Genomic DNA, 20,108 nt, shown 5'->3' with positions numbered 1-20,108 from the left:
TGGCGGGCTTGACACCACCGTGCTCCTCACCGGCGTAGGCGACCACGTCCAGGGTCGACATGACCAGACCGGCACCGTTACCGATGATGCCGACCTCACCGTCGAGCTTGACGTAGTTCAGGCCCTTCTCGTTGGCGCGCAGCTCCAGCGCGTCGAAGTCGGCCTCGTCGGTGAACGGGACGCGTTCGGCGTGGCGGAACAGCGCGTTGTCGTCGAGGGTCACCTTGCCGTCGAGGGCGATGACCCGGCCGTCCGCCGTGCGTACCAGGGGGTTCACCTCGACGAGGGTGGCGTCCTCGCCCACGGCCACGTCCCACAGCCGGCTGATGGTCCCGGCCACGCACTCGCGGACGTCGTCGGGCACCTTCGCCGCCCGGCAGACCTCGTCGGCCGCCGCGCGGTCCACTCCCCCGGGACCCACGGGGGTGCGCGCCACGGCCTCCGGCCGGACCCGCGCCACCTCCTCGATGTCCATCCCGCCCTCGGTCGAGCAGATGGAGAGGAAGGTGCGGTTGGCGCGGTCGAGGAGGAAGGAGAAGTAGTACTCCTCGGCGATGTCACTCGCCTCCTCCACCAGGACACGGTGGACCGTGTGGCCCTTGATGTCCATGCCGAGGATTTCCTCGGCCTTGGCCTGGGCGTCCTCGGGGCCGTCGGCCACCTTCACGCCACCGGCCTTGCCACGGCCGCCGACCTTCACTTGGGCCTTCACCACCACGCGGCCGCCCAGTTTCGCTGCGGCCTGCCTTGCCTGTTCGGGGGTGTCGGCGATCTTGCCCTCGACGAGGGGGACGCCGTACTCGCCGAAGAGCTGCTTGGCTTCGTATTCGCGGAGATCCATAGAGCCTCCCGTCAGTGTGCTCTCGGTCACCTCTGTTGTACGCCATACTGTATGCAGTATTCAATAGTCAGCCTCATTCACCTCTTCCCTTCACCTGATGGATTCTGCATACTGAATCCAATGGAGGTGTACTCATGTCCGGTCCCACCGAAATCCGCGACTGGCGTGGCAGGCGTTACGCCGTCGGACCCTCCCCCCGCGAACTCACCGGCCGCCCCCGCTCCTGGTTCCTGACCCGGGCACTCGCAGCGGCCGCCGGGATCGGTGTCCTCCAGTTCGGCTACGGCGCCGCGCTCCCCGTACTCGTGGCGGCCCACGGCTGGAGCCCGGCCGCCGCCCTCGCCCCCTTCGTCCTGTGGGCCCTGCTGCAGGGCGGAACCGCACCCGCCCTGGTCCGGTTCCGCGCACGGGGACTCATGCCGCCCGGAACCGCGATCCCGCTGGGCGCGCTGCTGTGCGCGCTCGGAGTCGCCTCGCTCGGCCTCTCCACCGGAACCGTCTGGGCTGTCCTGGGCTACGGCATCCTGGGCGGCCTGGGCGCGGGGCTCGTCTACCACTCCTGCTGCGAACTGGTCGCCGGGTGGTATCCCGACCGGCGCGTAGTCCGCTCCGGGGCCGTGGGCGGCGCCTTCGCCCTCGGCGCCGTCCCCCTGCTCCCGGCCGTCGTACTCGGCCTCTCCCCCGCATCCCTCGCCCCGGCCTGCGCGGCGCTTGCGCTGCTCATCCTCGGCCTCGGCCTGCTCGGCGGGGTGGGCCAGCAGGCGCCGCCGCGCCGCTGGTGGCCGCCGGAGACGGATCCGCGCGGCTGGGCGCTCCGAGGTCGCGTGGAACCAGCCGCGGCACGCGACTACACGCCCACGCAGGCCTGGCGGACCGGGGCGCTCCCCGCTCTGCACGTCATCGTGGCCCTGGCCGGGGCGAGCACGCTCTTCACCCTCGCGGCCCTGCCGCTCCTCGCGTCTGGCGAGGGCCGTTCACTCACGATGATCGCCGCCCTGATGGTGACCCTGGCCGCCACGAGCGGGCTGGGGCGTTCCGCGGCGGAGGCTGCCGCGGAACGGTACGGGCGCCGACGGGTCCTGGCCGCGTCGACGGCGGGCGCCGCCCTGGCACTGGCCGGGCTGGCGCTGGCCCTCCCCGCCGCACCGGCCGCAGCACTCCTGCCCCTCGCCGCCCTGGCGGGCGTGGGCACGGGCTCCTGTTACCCGCTCACGCGGTCCCTGGCCGAGGACTACTTCGGCACCGCGGACGCGGCGGGCATCCACAGCCTCGTCTACAGCTCCAAGGGACTCGGCGGCCTGCTCGGCATCAGCGGTGCCGCCGCCGTCCTCACCGTCGCCGCCCCGGGGGCCCAGGCGCCCTGGCTGCTCGCCGCGGCGGCCGCGGCCGCGGTATCGGCACTGGCCACCACGCGCCTGCGCCGCCCGTTGCCGATCCGGACCATTCCCGCACCCCGTCAGGCCTGGACAGCCAGTCACAGCCATGCTCAAATGTCACGCAGACCGTATACAGTATCCAATCCTCAAGACGCATCCTTCCCGCGAAAGGGGTCGTTGCAGCGATGACCGAAGCCAAGGGAAACACCGACGCCAACAAGACCGAGACCATCAGCGGCGGCCATCTCGTGGCCAAGGCCCTCAAGGCAGAGGGGGTCGACGTGATCTTCACGCTCTGCGGCGGCCACATCATCGATATCTACGATGGTTGCGCTGACGAGGGCATCGAAGTCATCGACGTACGCCACGAACAGGTCGCCGCGCACGCCGCCGACGGCTACGCCCGCCTCACCGGCAAGCCCGGCTGCGCGGTCGTGACCGCCGGCCCCGGCACCACCGACGCCGTCACCGGCATCGCCAACGCCTACCGCGCCGAGAGCCCGCTCCTCGTCATCGGCGGCCAGGGTTCACTGAGCCAGCACAAGATGGGCTCGCTCCAGGACCTTCCGCACGTGGACATGATCAACCCGATCTCCAAGTTCGCGGCGACCGTGCCCCACACGGCCCGCATCGCCGACCTCGTGTCGATGGCCTTCCGGGAGTCCTTCTCCGGCGCGCCCGGACCGTCCTTCCTCGAGATTCCCCGCGACATCCTCGACGCGGAAGTACCCGTGGACAGCGCGCGCGTCCCAGCGGCGGGACACTACCGGGCCTCCACCCGCGTGGCCGGCGACCCGAACGCCATCGAGCGGCTGGCCGACCTGCTCGTCCGCTCCGAGCGCCCGAGTATCCTGCTCGGCAACCAGGTGTGGACCACACGGGCCACCGAGTCGGCCACGGACCTGGTGCGCTCGCTCAACGTGCCCGCCTACATGAACGGCGCGGGACGCGGCACCCTGCCCCCCAAGGACCCGCACCACTTCCAGCTGTCCCGGCGCTACGCCTTCACCAACTCCGACCTGATCATCATCGTCGGGACCCCCTTCGACTTCCGGATGGGCTACGGCAAGCGGCTCTCCCCCGACGCCACCGTCGTGCAGATCGACCTGAACTACGCGACCGTCGGCAAGAACCGCGACATCGACCTGGGCATCGTGGGCGACGCCGACGTGATCCTGTCGTCCGTGCTCGAGGCCGTCTCCGCCTACGGCGACAACGGCGCGGCCGGGCGCAAGGAGTGGCTGGAGGACCTGCGCGCGCAGGAGCAGAAGGCGCTGGACAAGCGTGCCCCGCTGCTGACCTCGGACGCCAGCCCGATCCACCCCTACCGCCTGGTCAGCGAGATCAACGACTTCCTCACCGAGGACTCGATCTACGTCGGCGACGGCGGGGACATCGTGACCTTCTCCGGCCAGGTGGTCCAGCCCAAGGCCCCCGGGCACTGGATGGACCCGGGACCGCTCGGCACCCTGGGTGTGGGCGTCCCCTTCATCATGGCGGCCAAGCACGCCTACCCCGAGAAGGAGATCGTCGCGCTCTTCGGCGACGGCGCCTTCAGCCTCACCGGGTGGGACTTCGAGACGCTGGTCCGCTTCGACCTGCCCTTCGTCGGCATCATCGGCAACAACTCCTCCATGAACCAGATCCGGTACGGGCAGATCGCCAAGTACGGGGCCGACCGGGGCGAGATCGGGAACACGCTGGGCGACGTCCGGTACTCCGAGTTCGCGAAGATGCTCGGCGGCTACGGCGAGGAGGTCCACGAGCCCGACCAGATCGGCCCGGCGCTGCGCCGCGCCCGCGAGTCCGGCAAGCCCTCGCTGATCAACGTGTGGATCGACCCCGAGGTGTACGCCCCGGGGACCATGAACCAGACCATGTACAAGTAGGTCGGGAAGGACAGACATGGCCAAGGCACTCGAAGGCATCCGTGTGCTGGACATGACGCACGTCCAGTCGGGTCCCTCCGCGACCCAGATCCTGGCGTGGATGGGCGCCGACGTCGTGAAGGTGGAGGCCCCCAAGGGGGACGTCACCCGGGGCCAGCTGCGCGACAAGCCCGGCGTGGACAGCCTCTACTTCACGATGCTCAACTCCAATAAGCGCAGCATCACCCTGAACACCAAGAGCGACCGGGGCAAGGAGCTCTTCCTGGACCTGGTCCGCAGCAGCGACGTGCTCGTGGAGAACTTCGCACCCGGGGCGCTGGACCGGATGGGGTTCACCTGGGAGGTGCTCCAGGAGGCCAACCCCGGCCTCGTCTACGCGTCGATCAAGGGGTTCGGCCCCGGCACCTACGCCGACTTCAAGGCCTACGAGGTGATCGCCCAGGCGATGGGCGGTTCCATGAGCACGACCGGCTTGGAGAACGGCCCTCCCCTGGCCACCGGCGCGCAGATCGGTGACTCGGGCACGGGAATGCATACAGTAGCCGGTATCCTCGCTGCGCTGCTGCAACGCGCCACCACCGGCAAGGGCCAGCGCGTCCAGGTCGCCATGCAGGACGCCGTCCTGAACCTGTGCCGGGTCAAGCTGCGCGACCAGCAGCGGCTGGCACACGGTCCGCTGGCCGAGTACCCCAACGAGGAGTTCACCGACGAGGTCCCCCGCTCCGGCAACGCCTCCGGTGGCGGCCAGCCCGGCTGGGCCGTGCGCACCGCGCCCGGCGGACCCAACGACTACGTCTACGTGATCATCCAGCCCGTCGGCTGGGCCCCGATCGCCAAGCTCATCGGACGGCCCGAACTGGCCGAGGACCCCGAGTGGGCCACCCCCCAAGCCCGGCTGGACAAGCTGGACAAGGCCTTCAACCTCATCGAGGAGTGGTCGATCCAGAAGCCCAAGTGGGAGGTGCTCGCCGAGCTCAACGCCCACAACATCCCCTGCGGACCGATCCTGTCCACCAAGGAGATCATCGAGGACCCCACCCTGCGGGAGAACGGGGTCATCGCCACCGTCGAGCACCCCGAACGGGGCACCTACAACACGGTGGGATCGCCGATCCGGCTCTCGGACTCTCCGGTGGACGTCGACCGCTCGCCGCTGCTCGGCGAGCACAACGCCGACCTCTACGGCGCGGAACTGGGTCTGTCCGACGACGAACTGACCGAACTCAAGTCGAACGGAGTGATCTGAGCGATGGCCAACTACGCCCCCGACCGGTCCGACTACAACCAGGCGGCGGTCCGATCGGTGCTCGACCGGGCCCGCTCCGAAGGCCGGGCCGCGCTGACCGCCCCCGAGGGCAAGGCGCTCGCGGACGCCTACGGCATCCCCATCCCGACCGAGGCGCTCACCAGCTCAGCCGACGAGGCGGCCAGCACCGCCACCGAGATGGGCTTTCCCGTGGTGGCCAAGATCGTCTCCCCCGACATCCTGCACAAGACCGACGCGAAGGGTGTCGAGGTCGGGCTGAACAGCGCCGGCGAGGTGGCCGAGGCCTACCAGCGGATCGTCTCCAACGCCCGCGTCTACGACCCCGACGCGCAGATCGACGGGGTCCAGATCCAGCAGCAGGTCGGCGGCGGCGTCGAAGTCCTCGTCGGCGCCACCACCGACCCCACCTTCGGCAAGATCGTGGTGTTCGGCCTCGGCGGCGTCCTGGTCGAGGTCCTCAAGGACGTGTCGTTCCAGCTCGCACCGCTCAGCCACGAGCAGGCCCTCGAACAGATCAACGACATCAAGGCCGCCGAGGTGCTCTCGGGCGTCCGCGGCGCACCGCCCGTGGACCGCAAGCGGCTCGCCGACCTCCTCGTCCGCCTCTCGGACCTGGTCAGCGACTTCCCCGAGATCGCCGAGGCCGACCTGAACCCCGTCTTCGCCTCCGAGGACGCGGCGATCGCCGCCGACCTGCGCTTCGTGCTGGACTTCGAGCCCGCGCCGGCGCCGCGCCGCTACTCCCGCGAGCAGATCCTGGAGTCCATGGAGCGCATCTTCAAGCCGCGCTCCATCGCCGTCATCGGCGCCTCCAACGAAGAGGGCAAGATCGGCAACTCCGTCATGCGCAACATCGTCGACGGCGGATACGAGGGCGAGGTCCACCCGGTCAACCCCAAGGCGCCCGAGGTGTACGGGCGCACGTCGTACAAGTCGATCTCCGAGGTCCCCGGCGCCATCGACGTGGCGGTCTTCGCGATCCCCGCGAAGTTCGTGGCGAGCGCGCTGGAGGAGGCCGGGCGCAAGGGCGTGGCCGGCGCGATCCTCATCCCCTCCGGCTTCGCCGAGACCGGCGAGCACGAACTCCAGGAAGAGGTCCTGGAGGTGGCCAGGCGGCACGACGTGCGCCTCCTGGGACCCAACATCTACGGCTACTACTACACACCGCAGAAGCTGTCGGCGACCTTCTGCACCCCCTACGACGTGACCGGCGGCACCGCGCTGACCTCCCAGTCCGGCGGGATCGGCATGGCCATCCTCGGGTACAGCCGCAGCACCCGGACCGGCGTCTCGGCGATCGTGGGCGTGGGCAACAAGGCCGACATCGACGAGGACGACCTGCTCACCTTCTTCGGGCAGGACGACAACACCAACGCCATCGCGATGCACCTGGAGGACCTCAAGGACGGCCGGGCCTTCGTGGAGGCGGCCCGCGAGGTCGTCCCGAAGAAGCCCGTGGTCGTCCTCAAGGCCGGGCGCACCTCCGCCGGTGCCGCCGCCGCGGGCTCCCACACCGGGGCGCTGGCCGGCGACGACAAGGTATACGACGACATTCTCCGCAGGTCGGGCGTGGTCCGCGCACCGGGGCTGACCGAACTCCTCGAGTACGGCCGCGCCCTGCCGGTCCTGCCCACCCCGACCGGGGAGAACATCGTCATCATCACCGGCGCCGGCGGGTCGGGGGTCCTGCTCTCCGACGCGGTCGTCGACAACGGCATGGGCCTGATGGAGATCCCGTCCGACCTGGACCAGGCCTTCCGCGACTACATCCCGCCGTTCGGCGCCGCCGGGAACCCGGTGGACATCACCGGCGGCGAGCCGCCGTCGACCTACGAGCAGACCATCCGGCTGGGGCTGACGGACCCGCGTATCCACTCGCTGGTCCTGGGCTACTGGCACACGATCGTCACCCCGCCGCTGGTCTTCGCCGACGTCGTGATCGGCGTCGCGGAGGAGGCCCGCGCGGCCGGGATCGACAAGCCGATCGTGGTCTCGCTCTCGGGAGACACCGAGGTCGAGCAGGCCGCGGCCAAGCTCTTCGACCACGGTATCGTCGCCTATCCGTACACCACCGAGATGCCCGTGAAGGTACTGGGAGCCAAGTACCGCTGGGCCCGATCCGCCGGTCTGCTCTAACCGGAAACTCCGAAGACCTGAGCACTCCGACGCAACGTCCCCGGGGTGTGTGCAGCCGCCGCACGCACCCCGGGACCTCTGAGAAGTGACACACCCGCTCCGGGAGAGCCGTCCCGGATCCCGACGAAAGGAGGCAACGCGTCCCTGGGGGCTGATGGGGGCAATGCCACACACAGCGACATCCCAGATAGGGGAACCCACCTATGGCCCCGATCCCTGAACCCTCAGAACAGCCGGGCACGGGCACGTCCGGTACCAGCCACGAAAACCCGTCCATCCCCGAGCAGAGGGCTGCCTCCCCCGACGACACCGGCGGTGCCTCTCCACCGCCCCCCGCAGCCGAGCCCCAGGCCCCCGCCGAGAGTCCCAAAGGGACGATCCGCCTAGAGGCCCCGGGCACCGGCGTCAGGGACACCTGGCGCGCGATGGGTCCGGGCATCGTCGCAGCGATGACCGGGATCGGCGCCAGCCACATCATGCACGGACCCACCGCCGGCGCACAGTTCGGCTACTCCCTGTTGTGGGTCATCCTGGCCGCCTTCATCCTCAAGTACCACGCGTTCGAGTTCGCCCACCGCTACACCCTGGCCAAGGGTGAGAGCGTCATGGAGGCCTACGAACGTACGGGCAAGAGGTACGGCAACTGGCCGCTGTGGTACCTCCTGCTCCAGTCCCTGGCCAACACCTTCGGCATCGCCGGCCGGGCCTTGGGCGCGGGCGCCCTGATCTGGGCCGGGCTGCCGTTCCTGCCGCTGTCGGTGTGGGCGATCCTCGTTCTCCTCTCCAGCATCGTTTTGCTGTGGATCGGCAAGTACAAGGCGGTGGAGCTCGGGATCAAGGTCTGCGTCATCATCTTCGTGATCATGGTGCTGATCACCTTCGCGCTGCAGGCCCCGCCGCCGACCGAGTACGTGGCCAACCTGCTGCCCACCCTGCCGCCCGTGGCCGCGCTGATGCTGTTCGGCTCCATGTGGGGCTACTTCCCGACCACGCTGGAAGTCTCGACCATGCAGTCGAACTGGGCCGTGGACAAGAAGATCGGCATGGTCAAGGTCAAGGAACTGCGCGCCCAGGGCTACAACGTCGAGGTGGACAAGAACTACCTCAAGAACCACATGACGCTGTTCAAGCGGGACATGAAGATCTCCTACCTGATGTCCTTCTTCACGGGTGCTGCGTTCCTCATCGTGGGTGCGGCGGTGCTGAATCCGCTCGGGCTGGTCCCCGAGGGCAACCAGATGGGCATCACGATCGCACGGGTCTACACGGACTTCTTCGGCCAGTGGATCTTCCCCGTCATCATCATCGGTGCCGCGGCGGCGCTGTGGTCGACCGTCTTCTCCTACTTCGACGGCCAGGCGCGGGTCTTCGAGGAGTCCGCCGTGCGGCTGCGCAAGGTGTGGGACAAGGCCGGGGTCCGCAAGGTCCTCTACCGCGGTTTCCAGATGCTGTGGCTGGTCGCGGGCGGGGCCATCATCATCGGCATGCCCGAGCCGATCTTCATCGTGCAGCTGGCCTCTGTGACAGCCCTGCTGTTCTCGCCGGTGCTGTACTGGCTCAACATCAAGGCCATCAAGGACAACTTCACCGAGGACGACCGGCTCCTTTTGCCCTCGAAGTTCCAGTTCGCGTGGGCGTGGACCGGGGTGACCTCCCTCATCCTGGTCAGCGTCTACTTCTTCTACATGCAGGTCCTGAGTCCGCTGTTCGGCTGAGGGCCTCGCGAACCGGCGGCCCCCGGCGCCACGGGGGCCGCCTTCGCGTGTCCGCCTACTGGCCGGGGGCCTTGGGCCAGGAGCCGTCGACGACCGCCTCGGGGTTCCGGCGGCGGAGGTACTCCTGGAAGCTGGCGGACTGCGCGGCCTTCCACTTGACCTGTGCGGCGTGCAGGTCCTCGGCGGTCAGCTCGGCGATCTCGGGGTGGGCCTCGGCGATCCGCCAGGCGAGGCGGGCGGCGGCCAGGGCGTCGGCCGCGGCTCCGTGCGCCTCTTCCTCGGCGAGCGGGACCTCGTAGTGGGCGCAGACGTCGACCAGTTTGCGGGAACCCCTGCGGAAGGTGTCGACCTGCTTGTCCAGCACCAAGGGGTCCACGACCAGGGGCTGTGCGGCCAGCGGCGCACCCGGGCGGTGGAGTGCGAGTTCGCGGTCGAGGAGGGTGAGGTCGTAGGGGGCGTTGTAGACCACCACGGGCATGCCCTGCGCGATCACGGCGTCCAGTGCCTCAGCGATCTCGGAGACCACCTCGACCGCTGGGCGGCCCTCGGCCCGGGCCTGTTCCGTGGTGATGCCGTGGACGTCGGTCGCCGCCGGGGGAATCTCGATCCCGGGATCGGCGAACCAGGTGGTGACCTCCTTGCTTCTCCGGGCGGGGTCGATCCGCCACAGGGCCGCCGTGACGATCCGGTCGCCCTCCACGTCCAGGCCGGTGGTCTCGACGTCGAAAGCGGCCATGGGCCGGGTGTGCCAAGGGGTGTTCACGCGGTTCCTCCGGTGGTCGTTGCCGTAGTGGTTGCTGGTGTCGGTGCTGAGCGCTTCGGTACTGGACCGGTCGGTTCCGGGCTCTTCGGTTCCGGGCCGCGGGGCCCCGCGGCGTTCGGCCGCTGGTCGGTGAGTGCGGCCACACAGGCCCGGATCGCCGGCGTCTCGGCGTCGGCGCGCCACACCGCCCGGATCGCCCTGCGGAGCGGCGGGACGGTGGGGACGAACCGGACCCCCTCCGGTGAGGTGCGCTGGCCGAGGTCCGGGACCAGCGCCACCGCCAGTCCGGAGGCCACCAGCTCCAGCTGGGAGGGGATCTCGGCGAGCGTGTACCTGATGTCGGGCTCCACCCCCCTGGCCCGCACGGCCTGGAGGGTCGCCTCGTAGGGTTCGGTGCCCTGCGGGCAGCTGGCCCACGGGAGGCCGCCCGGTGGACCGAGTTCGGCGAGGTCGGCGGTGGTCCGGCCGCTGAGAGCGTGGTCGGCCGGGAGCGCCAGGCACACCCGTTCGTCCAGGAGCTCCACGGTGCGTACGCCCGCGGGGAGGGCGACCGGGCGGCTGGACCAGCTCTCGGCCAGGACCAGGTCCAGCTCGCCGCGCAAGAGTGGCGGCAGCAGCGACACCACTTCCCCGTCGCGCACCGTGGGCGCCAGGCGCGGGTGTTCGGCAAGCAGCACGGACAGCGCACCGGGGAGCAGAGTGCGCACGGCGCTGCCGACACCGCCCAAGCGCAGCGGCCCGAGGATCTCGCGGTCGAGGTCTGCGAGGTCGGACTGAGCCTCGCTGACCTGGGCGAGCACCCGGGCGGCATGGTCGACGAGGACCCGGCCTGCGAGGGTGAGCCGGACAGTGCGGCCGACCGGTTCGAGCAGGGGTTTTCCCGCCTCCCGCTCCAACTTGTTGAGCTGCTGGGAGATCCCCGAGGGGGTCACGTGCAGCGCCCGCGCCGCACCGGCGATGGTGCCGTGGGCTTCCACCGCGGTCAGCGCTCGCAGCCGTTCGATACTGAACACGTTAGTGATGCTACCGGGTACCTCCGACAAAACAGCGCTTTTGTTTTCGAGTCGACGACGGCAGGCTTGGACGTATGACACAGAAGAGGGCAGAGCGGGTGGAGGTCCGGGCGCGGCGGAGCGGTTCCATGCTGGACCGGGCCAACCCGGTCGTCCTCGCCACCCTCGGATCGGGCTGCACGTCGGCCACGGGCGTGTTCGTGAAGCTGTCCGGGGCCAACGCGGGGACCGCGGCCTTCCTCAGGTGCGCCCTGGCGCTGTTCGTGCTCGCCCCGATGGCCGCGGCCGAACTCCGGAGGGTGGGGGCGCGCCCGCTGCGGCTGGTGGGCCTGGACGCCTTGGCGGGGCTGTTGCTGGGCGTGGACTACGTGTTCTGGGTTGCGAGCATCGAGCACGTGGGGGCGGGGATGGCGACCGTCCTGCTCAACGTCCAAGTAGTGGTCTTCCCCCTGTTGGCCTGGGTGTTCCTGGGAGACCGGGCGCCACTGCGCTTCCTGGCCGCGGTGCCCGTGATGCTGGGCGGGGTGGCCCTGGCGGCGGGCGCCGTGGACGGAGGCGGGACCGGCGGCGGGGGCGACCCTTGGCTCGGCCTGGTCTACGGCTGCGCGGCCGGGGTGGCCTACGCGGGGTACCTCTTCCTGGCCAGGCTCGGCGGCGGGCGCGGGCACACGGTGACCCCGGTGTGCGTGTCCACCCTGGCCGCGGCGGTGGCGGCCGGTGCCCTGGGCGCGCTGTGGACCGGGATCGACCTGGTGTCGTTGGACGCCCAGGCCTGGACGTGGCTTGCCCTGCTGGCGCTGACCGGCCAGGTACTGACCTGGCTGCTCATCGGTTCCGCCCTGCCCAGGCTGTCGGCGAGCACGGGCGCGGCCATCCTGGTGCTGCCGCCGGTCCTGGCGGTCCTGATGGCCGCTGTCGTCCTGGGCGAGCGAGCGACCCCGCTCCAGCTGGCGGGCTGTGTGCTCGTGGTCCTCGCGATCTGGCTGTCCCAGCGGCGGGCCGGGTAACCAACCAAGGAACCGGGGGGACGGAGGCACCGTCCGATCAGGAGAGCGGTGACGCACCGGTGGACGGGCGAGGTGGGCGGACATGACGGAGAGGGACGGGCCTGACGGGGAGCGGCCCGAGCAGCCCCGGGCCACGGAACAGGGCGCGGGGCCGGAGAACCCGCTCGGGGCCTGGGACGGCCGGGGGCTGGACGGAGTTGCGAAGCGGGCCCCGCACGGCGCCCCCGAGGAGGGTGGGGGTGCCGGGGCGCACGGACTCCCGTCTGAGCGGACCGGCGGTGTCGCACAGGGGTGGCTGGTCTACCTCCTGCTGTCCTTCGTGCGGATGCTGCTGGTGACACTGGGGATGATCGCGCTCGTCCCCCAAGGGCTGGTGCCGCTCGGGATGGCGGTGTTCGAGGCGGACGAGTCCACCCGGCTGTGGTTCCTGGCCCGCTTCATGCCGCCCGAGTGGCAGGTACCGGTGGCCCTGGGCTTCGCGGTGGTCGGTGCCCTTCTGACCTGGATCGGCCTGCTGCTGCCCCGCTGGCTCGGGTGGGTCTTCATGGGCAGGTGAGCCCGACCTCCGGCGGGCGGGGGCGTTCGGTTGCCGGGTCGCCAAGGCTCCGGCCGCCCCTGGGGCGGCACGGCGTCCGCTAGCGTCAGAGCATGAAGTTTCTGGTACGCGAACGTATTTTCGACATCGGCGACGACTTCTGGGTGACCGACGAACAGGGCGCCAGGGTGTTCTGGGTGGACGGTAAGGCACTGCGGGTGCGCACCACCTTCGAGCTCAAGGACCCCAAGGGCGAGCTCCTCATGGTGATCCGCAAGAAGCTCCTCAAAGTCCGCGACCAGATGCGTGTGGAGCAGGACGGTTCAACCGTGGCGACCGTCCGCAAGCGCCTGTTCAACCCGCTCCGGCAGAAGCTCAGCGTCGACGTCAAGGGCGCGCCGGACTGGGAGGTGGTCGGGAGCTTCTTCGACAAGGAGTACTCGATCAGCGACAAGGAGGGCACCGTCGCGGTCGTGTCCCGCAAGTGGTTCCGGATGCGCGACACCTACGCGGTGGACGTCAACACGCACCGCAAGGACATCGCCGGCGACCCCGCGCTGGTGATCAGCGTCGCGGTCGCCATCGACGCCCTCACCGGTGACGACGGCAAGGACTGACGGGCTGGAGAAAGGTGGCGGGACGGGCCCCCGACCGCCCCGCCCGCCGCTCAGGCATCGCGGCGCCGGAACAGCACTACGGCCACCAGCCACACCGCCGCCACCCAGGCCGCCATCACCGCTCCCCCTTGGAACGCGGTGAGGTCCAGCGGGTTCTCCAGCGACATGTACATCAGCGATCCGGCGCGGTCCGGCAACCACTCCGCGAGCTCGGTGAACGTGGCGAGGAACATGGACAGCGCCATCACCAGGGCCCCCAGGACCGCGATGGGCGCCACCGCGTTGCGAACGATGACGGTCAGCCCGGCCGCCAACAGGGCGATCAGCACCCAGTAGAGGGCCGCACCGGCCATGCGTCCCAGCACGTCCGCCTCGAGGACGTCGGCCAGCGGGAGCCCGTAGTCCCCCAACCCCACCTGAGTGGCGACCATGACCGCGGGCACCGTGACCACAGCGGTTACCAGAGCCATCAAGGCCACGACCAGCGCCTTCGAGGCGAGGAAGCGCCCCCGCCCGGGTACGGCCAGCAGGGAGGTGCGGATCTGGGCGCCGGAGTACTCACCGCTCACCGCGAGCACCCCCAGCACCACCATCCCGATCTGTCCGAAATGGATGGTCTGGAAGCCGTCGGCCAGGGGGTCGAGGGCCGCGGCCCATTCCGAGTTGTCGTCGAGGCCACCGACGGTGGACACGGAGATCATCGCGGCCAGACCGACCATCACCGCGAAGGTGGTCAGGAGCGCCGTCGGGATGACGGGCAGCGTGCCGAGCTTGCGGCCTTCGGACCGCACGGTGTCCAGCATCAGGACACACCTCCCCGGGTCCCAGAGGTGCCCTGGACCTCGGAGGTGAGCGCGAAAAACGCGTCCTCAAGGGAGTCGTGGCCCGCAGTCAGCTCGCTCGGCGCCCCCGTGGCGACGAGTCGTCCGCAGTCGATGATCACCAGGTGGTCGGCGACCTTCGCGATCTCGGTCATGAGGTGGCTGGACAGGAGCACGGTGCGGCCCTGGTCGGCCAGCTTGCTGGTGAAGGTGCGCATCCAGCGGATGCCCTCCGGGTCCAGGCCGTTGACCGGTTCGTCCATGATCACCGTCGTCGGGTCTCCCAGGAGGGCTGCGGCCAGGTTGAGCCGCTGCCCCATGCCCAAGGAGAACGTGCGCACCCGGGCGTGGGCGGCCCGCTCCAGGCCCACCTCCGCCAGGACCTCGCCCACCCGCGCCAGGGGGATGCCGCTCGCGCGGGCGATCCACGACAGGTGGGCGCGGGCGGTGTGGCTGGGGTGGGCACCGCCGATATCCAGCTGGGAACCGACGACAGTGGCCGGTCGGCGCAGCGAGGCGTACGGCTTCCCGTCGATGGTCGCCCGGCCCTCGGTGATCCGGTCCAGGCCGAGCAGCATGCGCAGGGTGGTCGTCTTTCCTGCACCGTTCGGCCCAAGGAAGCCGGTGACCTGGCCGGGGACGGCGTTGAAGGAGAGTCGGTCCACGACCGTGTGGACACCGAAGCGTTTGGTGAGTCCGTGTATCTCGATCATGGGTCCATGGTCGGCTTCCGGGGCGGTCCGCCACATCGGCCCAGCGGGGACAGTTCCAGTGTCAACTCAGGGGAACATGCGCGTCGTCTCGCGCGGCCTGGTTCAGGAGGCCCGGACGAGCCCGTTCTCGTAGGCGAAGACCACCAGCTGGGCCCGGTCGCGGGCGTAGAGCTTGCTGAGCAGGCGGCTGACGTAGGTCTTGACCGTGGCGTGGCTCAGCGTCAGCTCCGCGGCGATCTCGGCGTTGGAACGCCCGCGCCCGATCAGCGTCACGACCTCGCGTTCACGCGGGGTGAGCCGGGGCGCGTCCACCGGCCACGGAGGGCGTTCGGGTCCCTCAGAACCGGACCGGGCGAGCTCGGCGATGAGGCGACCGGTGACCTCGGGGGCGAGTAGCGCCTGACCGGCGGCGACCACGTGGACGGCGCGCAGGAGTTCCTCCGGGCTGGCGTTCTTGAGGAGGAAACCGCTGGCCCCGGCCCGCAGCGCGGCGTACACGTACTCGTCCAGGTCGAACATGGTCAGCACGATCACCCGGGTGGTGTCGGAGGCCGCGCAGATCTCCCTCGTGGCGGCCAAGCCGTCGAGGTCCGGCATGCGGATGTCCATGAGCGCGACATCGGGCCGGGTGTTTCCGGCGAGGCCGACCGCCTCGCGGCCGGTGCGGGCCTCAGCGACCACGGTCAGCGCGGGGTCGCTGTCGACCAGCATGCGCAGCGATCCGCGCAGGAGATCCTGGTCGTCGGCGATGAGCACCCGGACCGGGTCAGCCATCGGAATCTCCTCGGTCGAAGGGGATGCGGGCGTGCACACGATAACCCCCGTCCGGACGCGGTCCCGCGGTCAGCGTTCCGCCCAACAGGTCGACCCGCTCGCGCATCCCCGCCTGACCAGCCCCGCTGCCGGGTTCGGGCGGACAGCCGGCGTCCCCCGCGGGACCCGTGTCGGACACCTCGACCACCACCTCGTTCCTGCCACCGTTCACGGTGACCGTGCAGGTGGTGCCGGGCGCGTGCCGGATCGCGTTGGTGACGGACTCCTGGACCACCCGGTGGACACCGAGCGCGACCGTCTCGGGCAGATCGTCGGCCCCGTGCACCCGCACCGTGCACTCCACCCCCGCCGCGCGGGCGGTGCCCGCGATCCCGGAGAGTTCGGGCAAGCCCGGCTGCGGCGCGAGGGGCACGTCCCCGTGGGCACGCAGTGTGCCTAAGAGCAGGCGCAGCTCGTCGGCGGCGGCCCGGCCGGTGGTCTCGATGTCGGCCAAGGCGGACCGCAGCGCCTGCGGATCGTCCCCGGACACGTACCGGGCCACGCCCGCGCGCATCCCGATCGCACCCAGTGCGTGCGAGACCACGTCGTGGACCTCGCGCGCCACCCGTAGCCGCTCGGCCGACCGGGCCGCTGCCAGGGCCGCCTCGGACTCACGCTGCCGCTGCAGGTGCCCCGCGCGCACCAAGCGCCCCAACAGCCAGGACACAACGAAGGGGGAGAGCAGGGCGAGCATGGGAAACACCGTCGGAGCACCCGTGACGTCCCAGAGCGTACGGGTCACCACCCAAGTGAGGACCAGCAAGCCGAACACGAGAAGTGATCCGCTGCGCAACGACACGGGTCTCGCGGTGAGGGCGACCGGGTAGAGGACCCAGGCCGCGGCCAGGTAAGGGGCAGCGCTCCACCCGACGAGGGCGATGGTATGGGCGGCCGTGACCACCACGAATGCGGGCAAGGGCCACTTCCAGCGCAGTATCACCCCGCCCAGGACGGCGAGGAAGGGCACCAGGCCCACCCAGGCCCAGGGGTCGTTGTCCAGTCGGCCCAAGCCGAGCAGTCGCCCGGCCACGATGCCTTCGGCATAGAGGTAGAACAGGACGAAGAGCGTGTCCACCGCGTACCTGCGGGGCGTGGGGCCGCCCTCCCCGCTCAGCGTGGTCCAGTGATGGGCCCCGGTACCGGACCCGCCCCAGACGGGCCGGAATACCGAGGAGTTCCGCGGTGTGCCGTGGTTCATGGCCCCAGTCTGCACACGGGCGCTGGCGTTGGGGTGCTGACAACTGACCGGTTCCGGCAGCCAGCTGTAGTGCCCGGCCCCTGCCTGTTGCCCCAGTATGTTCAGTGACATTGGCGGGAGCTGGCGGAGGAGCACAATGCTGGACGTGTGGAAACGGGCGTTGAGAACGACCGGATACCTGCTGCTCGCGCTGCTGTCCGGGAACCTCACCCTCGTGATGCTCCCGGTCACCCTGGTGGTGGCGCTGACCACCGCCTTCGGCGGTCTCGGATTGATCCTGCTGCCCCTGTGGCTACGGCAGGTGGTCCGGTGGGCCGACTGGCACCGAGGGCGTGCAGCCCGCCTGTTGGGGGTCGAGATCCCCGACCTGCCCGAGTCCTCCGAGCGGGGCATCGCCATGCTGTGGCGCGATCCGGCCACCCGGCGGACCCTTCTCTGGATGCCGCTGTTCGCACTGGTGAGCATCGTCTTCGGGCTCCTGGCGCTCATGGGCCCCGGGATGCTGTTCAACGCGCTTCTGTCACTGCTGTGGTGGGTGTTCCCCGAGGGGGTCGAACCGGAGCCGTTCGGGGTCCCCGTCGACGGTTGGGGGATCGCGCTCGGCACCGCCCCCGTACAACTGGTCATCGGTGTAGTGATCGCCGCGGCGGTCGCCCCTCCGCTGGCGACCGTCCACGCCCGGCTCTGTGTCCGGGTACTGGCACCCTCAGAGAAGGAACTGCTGGCCCACCGCGTGGACGAACTCCAGCGCACCCGGGCCGGGGTGGTGGACGCGCACGGGGCAGAGCTGCGCCGGATCGAACGCGACCTGCACGACGGCACCCAGGCCCGGCTCGTCGCGATCGCCATGCAGCTGGGTGTGGCCAAGGAGGCACAGTCGGATCCCCAGGTCGCCGCCCTGCTCGAACGGGCCCACGAGGGCGCCGAGGAGGCCATGGCGGAACTGCGCGACGTCATCCGCGGCATCTACCCGCCGATCCTCGCCGACCGCGGCCTGCCCGGTGCCCTGTCCGCCCTCGCGGGCCGCACCACTCTGCCCGTCCGGCTCGACGTCGCGGTTCCGGGCAGCCTCCCGGTCGCGGTGGAGACCGCCGCCTACTACGCGGCCACCGAAGCGGTCACCAACGCCGTGCGGCACAGCGGGGCCGACATGGTGTCCGTCCGCGTCACCCGCGAGGGGGATCGCCTTCACCTCGAAGTCTCCGACGACGGCCGAGGCGGTGTTGACGAGAATGCCGGGAGCGGCATCCAGGGCCTCCGCCGCCGCACCGCCGCCCTCGACGGGCAGGTGTCCGTCGACAGCCCTGCCGGCGGCCCGACCGTGATCAGAGTGGAGCTGCCATGCGAATCGTGATCGCCGAGGACAACGTCCTGCTCTCTGAAGGGCTCAAGCTCCTCCTCTCCACCCGCGGCCACCAAGTGGAAGCCGTCGCCCAGGACGTGCCCGCCTTCGCCCAGGCCGTCGACCGGCACCGGCCGGACCTCGCCCTCGTCGACGTACGGCTCCCTCCGGGCTTCCGTGACGAGGGCATCCACGCCGCCATCGACGCCCGCCGCCAACAGCCGGGGCTGCCCGTCCTCGTCCTCTCGCAGTACGTCGAGCAGGACTACGCGGGCGAACTCCTCTCCGACGGCCAAGGGGGCGTCGGCTACCTGCTCAAGGATCGCGTCGGCCGCGTCAGCGAATTCGTCGACGCCCTGCACAAGGTCGCCGAAGGCGGCACCGTCATGGACCCCGCCGTCGTCCAACAACTCCTCACCCAGCGCGCCAAGGACCCCCTCCAGGCCCTCACCGCCCGCGAGCACGAAGTCCTCGCACTCATGGCCGAGGGCCACGACAACACCGAGATCGCCGACCGCATCGTCGTCACCACCAACGCCGTGCACAAGCACATCGGCAACATCTTCCAGAAGCTCGCCCTGTCCCCCGCCGACAGCGGCCACCGCCGCGTCCGCGCGGTCCTTGCCTACCTCAACGGAAGGTAGGCCCGCTCCCCGACAAACTGCGCGGCGTAGTGCGCGGCGTAGTGCGCGGCGTAATGCGCGGCGTAATGCGCGGCGTAATGCGCGGCGTAATGCGCGGCGTAATGCGCGGCGCATTGCCTGTCATAGCGCGGGTCATAGCGCGCGTCTCGCTGATAGCTCAGTCGGTTTCCATAAATCCCAGACCCATTTTCCCTGGACTCCCCTTTTCGCTTCGAGTTCCCTCCTTTCCCGCCGCCCGATTGTGGCCGTCTCCACTGCGCGCGTCAAGGTCGTCGCCATCGAGCGCTTCGCGCATCAACGGAGCTCCACCTTGACCCGCTCCGCTCCGACGGCGGGTTGGCGGCTATCGGGAAAGGGGGACGGGTGGTCGAGGTCCGAGCCATTCCGGGCTACGCCCGAAAAACTGATTCTGTCGGCCTGGCGGCCGATCCCTGCCACTCCACCGGAGCGTTGACGCCTGGCGGTGTCGCGGCCGGTCATTCGCCCCAGCGAACCCCGAACAGCACGGCCTGCGGCCGGGTGAGCCACTGCGCCGGAGCGTTGACGGTTGCGGGTGTCGCGGCCGGTCAATGCGCCCAGCGAAAACCCCGATGATCTTGCCCCTGTCTCCACCCTCGGCCGCCGAGAGTGGAGACAGGGGCAAGATCATTCCCATTGTGGTGCGCATTTGTCCGCTTTGCCCAAGAATGCGAACAGGGGGTCGGAGTCCTTTTCCTAGAAGGCTTCTTTCCGGGGGATGGAAAGGCGGTCCAGCGTGGTCGGGTAAGTGTTTTATCACCCCCGGGATAGGTCCTTTCTGGGTCTTTCTTGATATCCTTAGGGTATGACTTCTTCTTTCGGGCAGTGCGGGAACACGGCGGGCACTACGCCCGCCGTGGCCGCCATGCGTGCTGCCCGGGAAAAGATCGCCTCGGAAATGGCGGACGTGCCCCCGGCGGGTGCGGCCGGTGAGGTCCTGGACGTGATCTCGCAGGTGTTCGAGGACTTCGACCGGGCCCAGCTTTCGATGCTGCTGCGTCTGGCGCAGCTGGAGGCGGCTGGGACGTTGTTGGAGGCGGGCGGGCAGCGGTCGGTGCAGAACTGGCTGATCCACTCGGTGGGTATGGCCCCGGGTGAGGCCAACGGGCGCGCCGAGCTGGCCCGGCGCCTGTTCGCCCAGGAGCTGCCCGCCACCCGCGAAGGCCTGGATTCCGGGCTGCTGTCGATCGGGGAGGCGGTGGCGGTGTGCCGAACCGCTGACAGGGCGGTGGAGGCGCGCAACACCGAGCACCACCCGGAGGCCGGTAGGTTTCGGCGGATCATCGAGGCCGGGATCTTGGCCGCCAAGGCCAAGGAGCCGGCGATGTCGGTGACCGACATCAACCGGCTGGGCAAGGAGCTGCTGGCCCGGCACAACCCGGCGGTGTTGGAGGAGGAGC

The 20,108-nt window shown here is 70.0% G+C and carries 17 protein-coding genes and 1 pseudogene; 11 read left to right on the top strand and 7 right to left on the bottom strand.

Annotated features, from left to right (window positions below):
- The coding region (locus ACYVDG_RS30960) for an ATP-grasp domain-containing protein (protein ID WP_460762872.1) at window positions 1-841 on the bottom strand (841 nt) is incomplete at its 3' end.
- Window positions 842-975: 134 nt separating this feature from the next.
- Here ACYVDG_RS30960 and ACYVDG_RS30955 point away from each other — a divergent pair.
- The 5 genes from ACYVDG_RS30955 to ACYVDG_RS30935 all read left to right on the top strand — a co-directional run bounded on the left by ACYVDG_RS30955 (window position 976) and on the right by ACYVDG_RS30935 (window position 9,224).
- The gene (locus tag ACYVDG_RS30955) at window positions 976-2,406 is read left to right on the top strand and encodes an MFS transporter (protein ID WP_460762868.1); all 1,431 of its coding nucleotides are present in this window, start codon (window positions 976-978) and stop codon (window positions 2,404-2,406) included.
- On the top strand, window positions 2,403-4,106 hold the full coding sequence (locus ACYVDG_RS30950) for a thiamine pyrophosphate-binding protein (RefSeq protein ID WP_460762864.1): 1,704 nt from the start codon (window positions 2,403-2,405) through the stop codon (window positions 4,104-4,106). Before ACYVDG_RS30955 ends, ACYVDG_RS30950 begins: the two co-directional genes overlap by 4 nt.
- Window positions 4,107-4,122: 16 nt before the next feature.
- Window positions 4,123-5,352, top strand: coding sequence for a formyl-CoA transferase (gene frc / locus ACYVDG_RS30945; RefSeq protein WP_460762860.1), 1,230 nt, complete (start codon window positions 4,123-4,125; stop codon window positions 5,350-5,352).
- Window positions 5,353-5,355: 3 nt separating this feature from the next.
- Window positions 5,356-7,509 carry an acetate--CoA ligase family protein gene (locus tag ACYVDG_RS30940; protein WP_460762854.1) on the top strand — a complete coding sequence of 718 codons (2,154 nt, stop codon included), beginning with the start codon at window positions 5,356-5,358 and terminating at the stop codon, window positions 7,507-7,509.
- Window positions 7,510-7,712: 203 nt separating this feature from the next.
- Window positions 7,713-9,224: an Nramp family divalent metal transporter gene (locus ACYVDG_RS30935; protein ID WP_460762850.1), complete on the top strand. Its 1,512-nt coding sequence runs from the start codon at window positions 7,713-7,715 to the stop codon at window positions 9,222-9,224.
- A 55-nt stretch (window positions 9,225-9,279) separates the two neighbouring features.
- Here ACYVDG_RS30935 and ACYVDG_RS30930 read toward each other — a convergent pair whose 3' ends face one another.
- Both ACYVDG_RS30930 and ACYVDG_RS30925 read right to left on the bottom strand, forming a co-directional pair.
- On the bottom strand, window positions 9,280-9,987 hold the full coding sequence (locus ACYVDG_RS30930) for an exonuclease domain-containing protein (RefSeq protein WP_460762847.1): 708 nt from the start codon (window positions 9,985-9,987) through the stop codon (window positions 9,280-9,282).
- A complete protein-coding gene (locus ACYVDG_RS30925; RefSeq protein WP_460762842.1) occupies window positions 9,984-11,000 on the bottom strand; it encodes a LysR family transcriptional regulator in 1,017 nt (338 codons plus the stop codon). Before ACYVDG_RS30925 ends, ACYVDG_RS30930 begins: the two co-directional genes overlap by 4 nt.
- 74 nt (window positions 11,001-11,074) lie before the next feature.
- On the opposite strand from ACYVDG_RS30925, the gene ACYVDG_RS30920 reads away from it, so the two are divergent.
- The 3 genes from ACYVDG_RS30920 to ACYVDG_RS30910 all read left to right on the top strand — a co-directional run bounded on the left by ACYVDG_RS30920 (window position 11,075) and on the right by ACYVDG_RS30910 (window position 13,159).
- Window positions 11,075-12,007, top strand: coding sequence for a DMT family transporter (locus ACYVDG_RS30920; RefSeq protein ID WP_460762839.1), 933 nt, complete (start codon window positions 11,075-11,077; stop codon window positions 12,005-12,007).
- Window positions 12,008-12,089: 82 nt separating this feature from the next.
- Window positions 12,090-12,563 carry a hypothetical protein gene (locus ACYVDG_RS30915; RefSeq protein ID WP_460762836.1) on the top strand — a complete coding sequence of 158 codons (474 nt, stop codon included), beginning with the start codon at window positions 12,090-12,092 and terminating at the stop codon, window positions 12,561-12,563.
- Window positions 12,564-12,655: 92 nt separating this feature from the next.
- A complete protein-coding gene (locus tag ACYVDG_RS30910; RefSeq protein ID WP_460762833.1) occupies window positions 12,656-13,159 on the top strand; it encodes an LURP-one-related/scramblase family protein in 504 nt (167 codons plus the stop codon).
- A gap of 50 nt (window positions 13,160-13,209) precedes the next feature.
- Here ACYVDG_RS30910 and ACYVDG_RS30905 read toward each other — a convergent pair whose 3' ends face one another.
- The 4 genes from ACYVDG_RS30905 to ACYVDG_RS30890 all read right to left on the bottom strand — a co-directional run bounded on the left by ACYVDG_RS30905 (window position 13,210) and on the right by ACYVDG_RS30890 (window position 16,704).
- On the bottom strand, window positions 13,210-13,962 hold the full coding sequence (locus ACYVDG_RS30905) for an ABC transporter permease (RefSeq protein WP_460762830.1): 753 nt from the start codon (window positions 13,960-13,962) through the stop codon (window positions 13,210-13,212).
- Window positions 13,962-14,693, bottom strand: a complete 732-nt coding sequence (locus ACYVDG_RS30900) for an ABC transporter ATP-binding protein (RefSeq protein ID WP_460762827.1) — start codon at window positions 14,691-14,693, stop codon at window positions 13,962-13,964. The genes ACYVDG_RS30905 and ACYVDG_RS30900 overlap by 1 nt, the downstream gene beginning before the upstream one ends.
- A gap of 102 nt (window positions 14,694-14,795) precedes the next feature.
- Window positions 14,796-15,467, bottom strand: a complete 672-nt coding sequence (locus ACYVDG_RS30895) for a response regulator (RefSeq protein ID WP_460762824.1) — start codon at window positions 15,465-15,467, stop codon at window positions 14,796-14,798.
- On the bottom strand, window positions 15,460-16,704 hold the full coding sequence (locus ACYVDG_RS30890; protein WP_460762821.1) for a sensor histidine kinase: 1,245 nt from the start codon (window positions 16,702-16,704) through the stop codon (window positions 15,460-15,462). Before ACYVDG_RS30890 ends, ACYVDG_RS30895 begins: the two co-directional genes overlap by 8 nt.
- A gap of 136 nt (window positions 16,705-16,840) precedes the next feature.
- On the opposite strand from ACYVDG_RS30890, the gene ACYVDG_RS30885 reads away from it, so the two are divergent.
- From ACYVDG_RS30885 to ACYVDG_RS30875, 3 genes and pseudogenes are all read left to right on the top strand, one after another.
- Window positions 16,841-18,058 carry a sensor histidine kinase gene (locus tag ACYVDG_RS30885; protein ID WP_460762817.1) on the top strand — a complete coding sequence of 406 codons (1,218 nt, stop codon included), beginning with the start codon at window positions 16,841-16,843 and terminating at the stop codon, window positions 18,056-18,058.
- Window positions 18,046-18,690 carry a response regulator gene (locus tag ACYVDG_RS30880; RefSeq protein ID WP_460762812.1) on the top strand — a complete coding sequence of 215 codons (645 nt, stop codon included), beginning with the start codon at window positions 18,046-18,048 and terminating at the stop codon, window positions 18,688-18,690. The genes ACYVDG_RS30885 and ACYVDG_RS30880 overlap by 13 nt, the downstream gene beginning before the upstream one ends.
- 823 nt (window positions 18,691-19,513) lie before the next feature.
- Window positions 19,514-20,108: pseudogene (locus ACYVDG_RS30875) on the top strand (HNH endonuclease signature motif containing protein); the annotation flags it as partial.

The organism is Nocardiopsis oceani, assembly GCF_054777395.1.
This window is presented reverse-complemented; position numbering and strand designations above follow the sequence as displayed.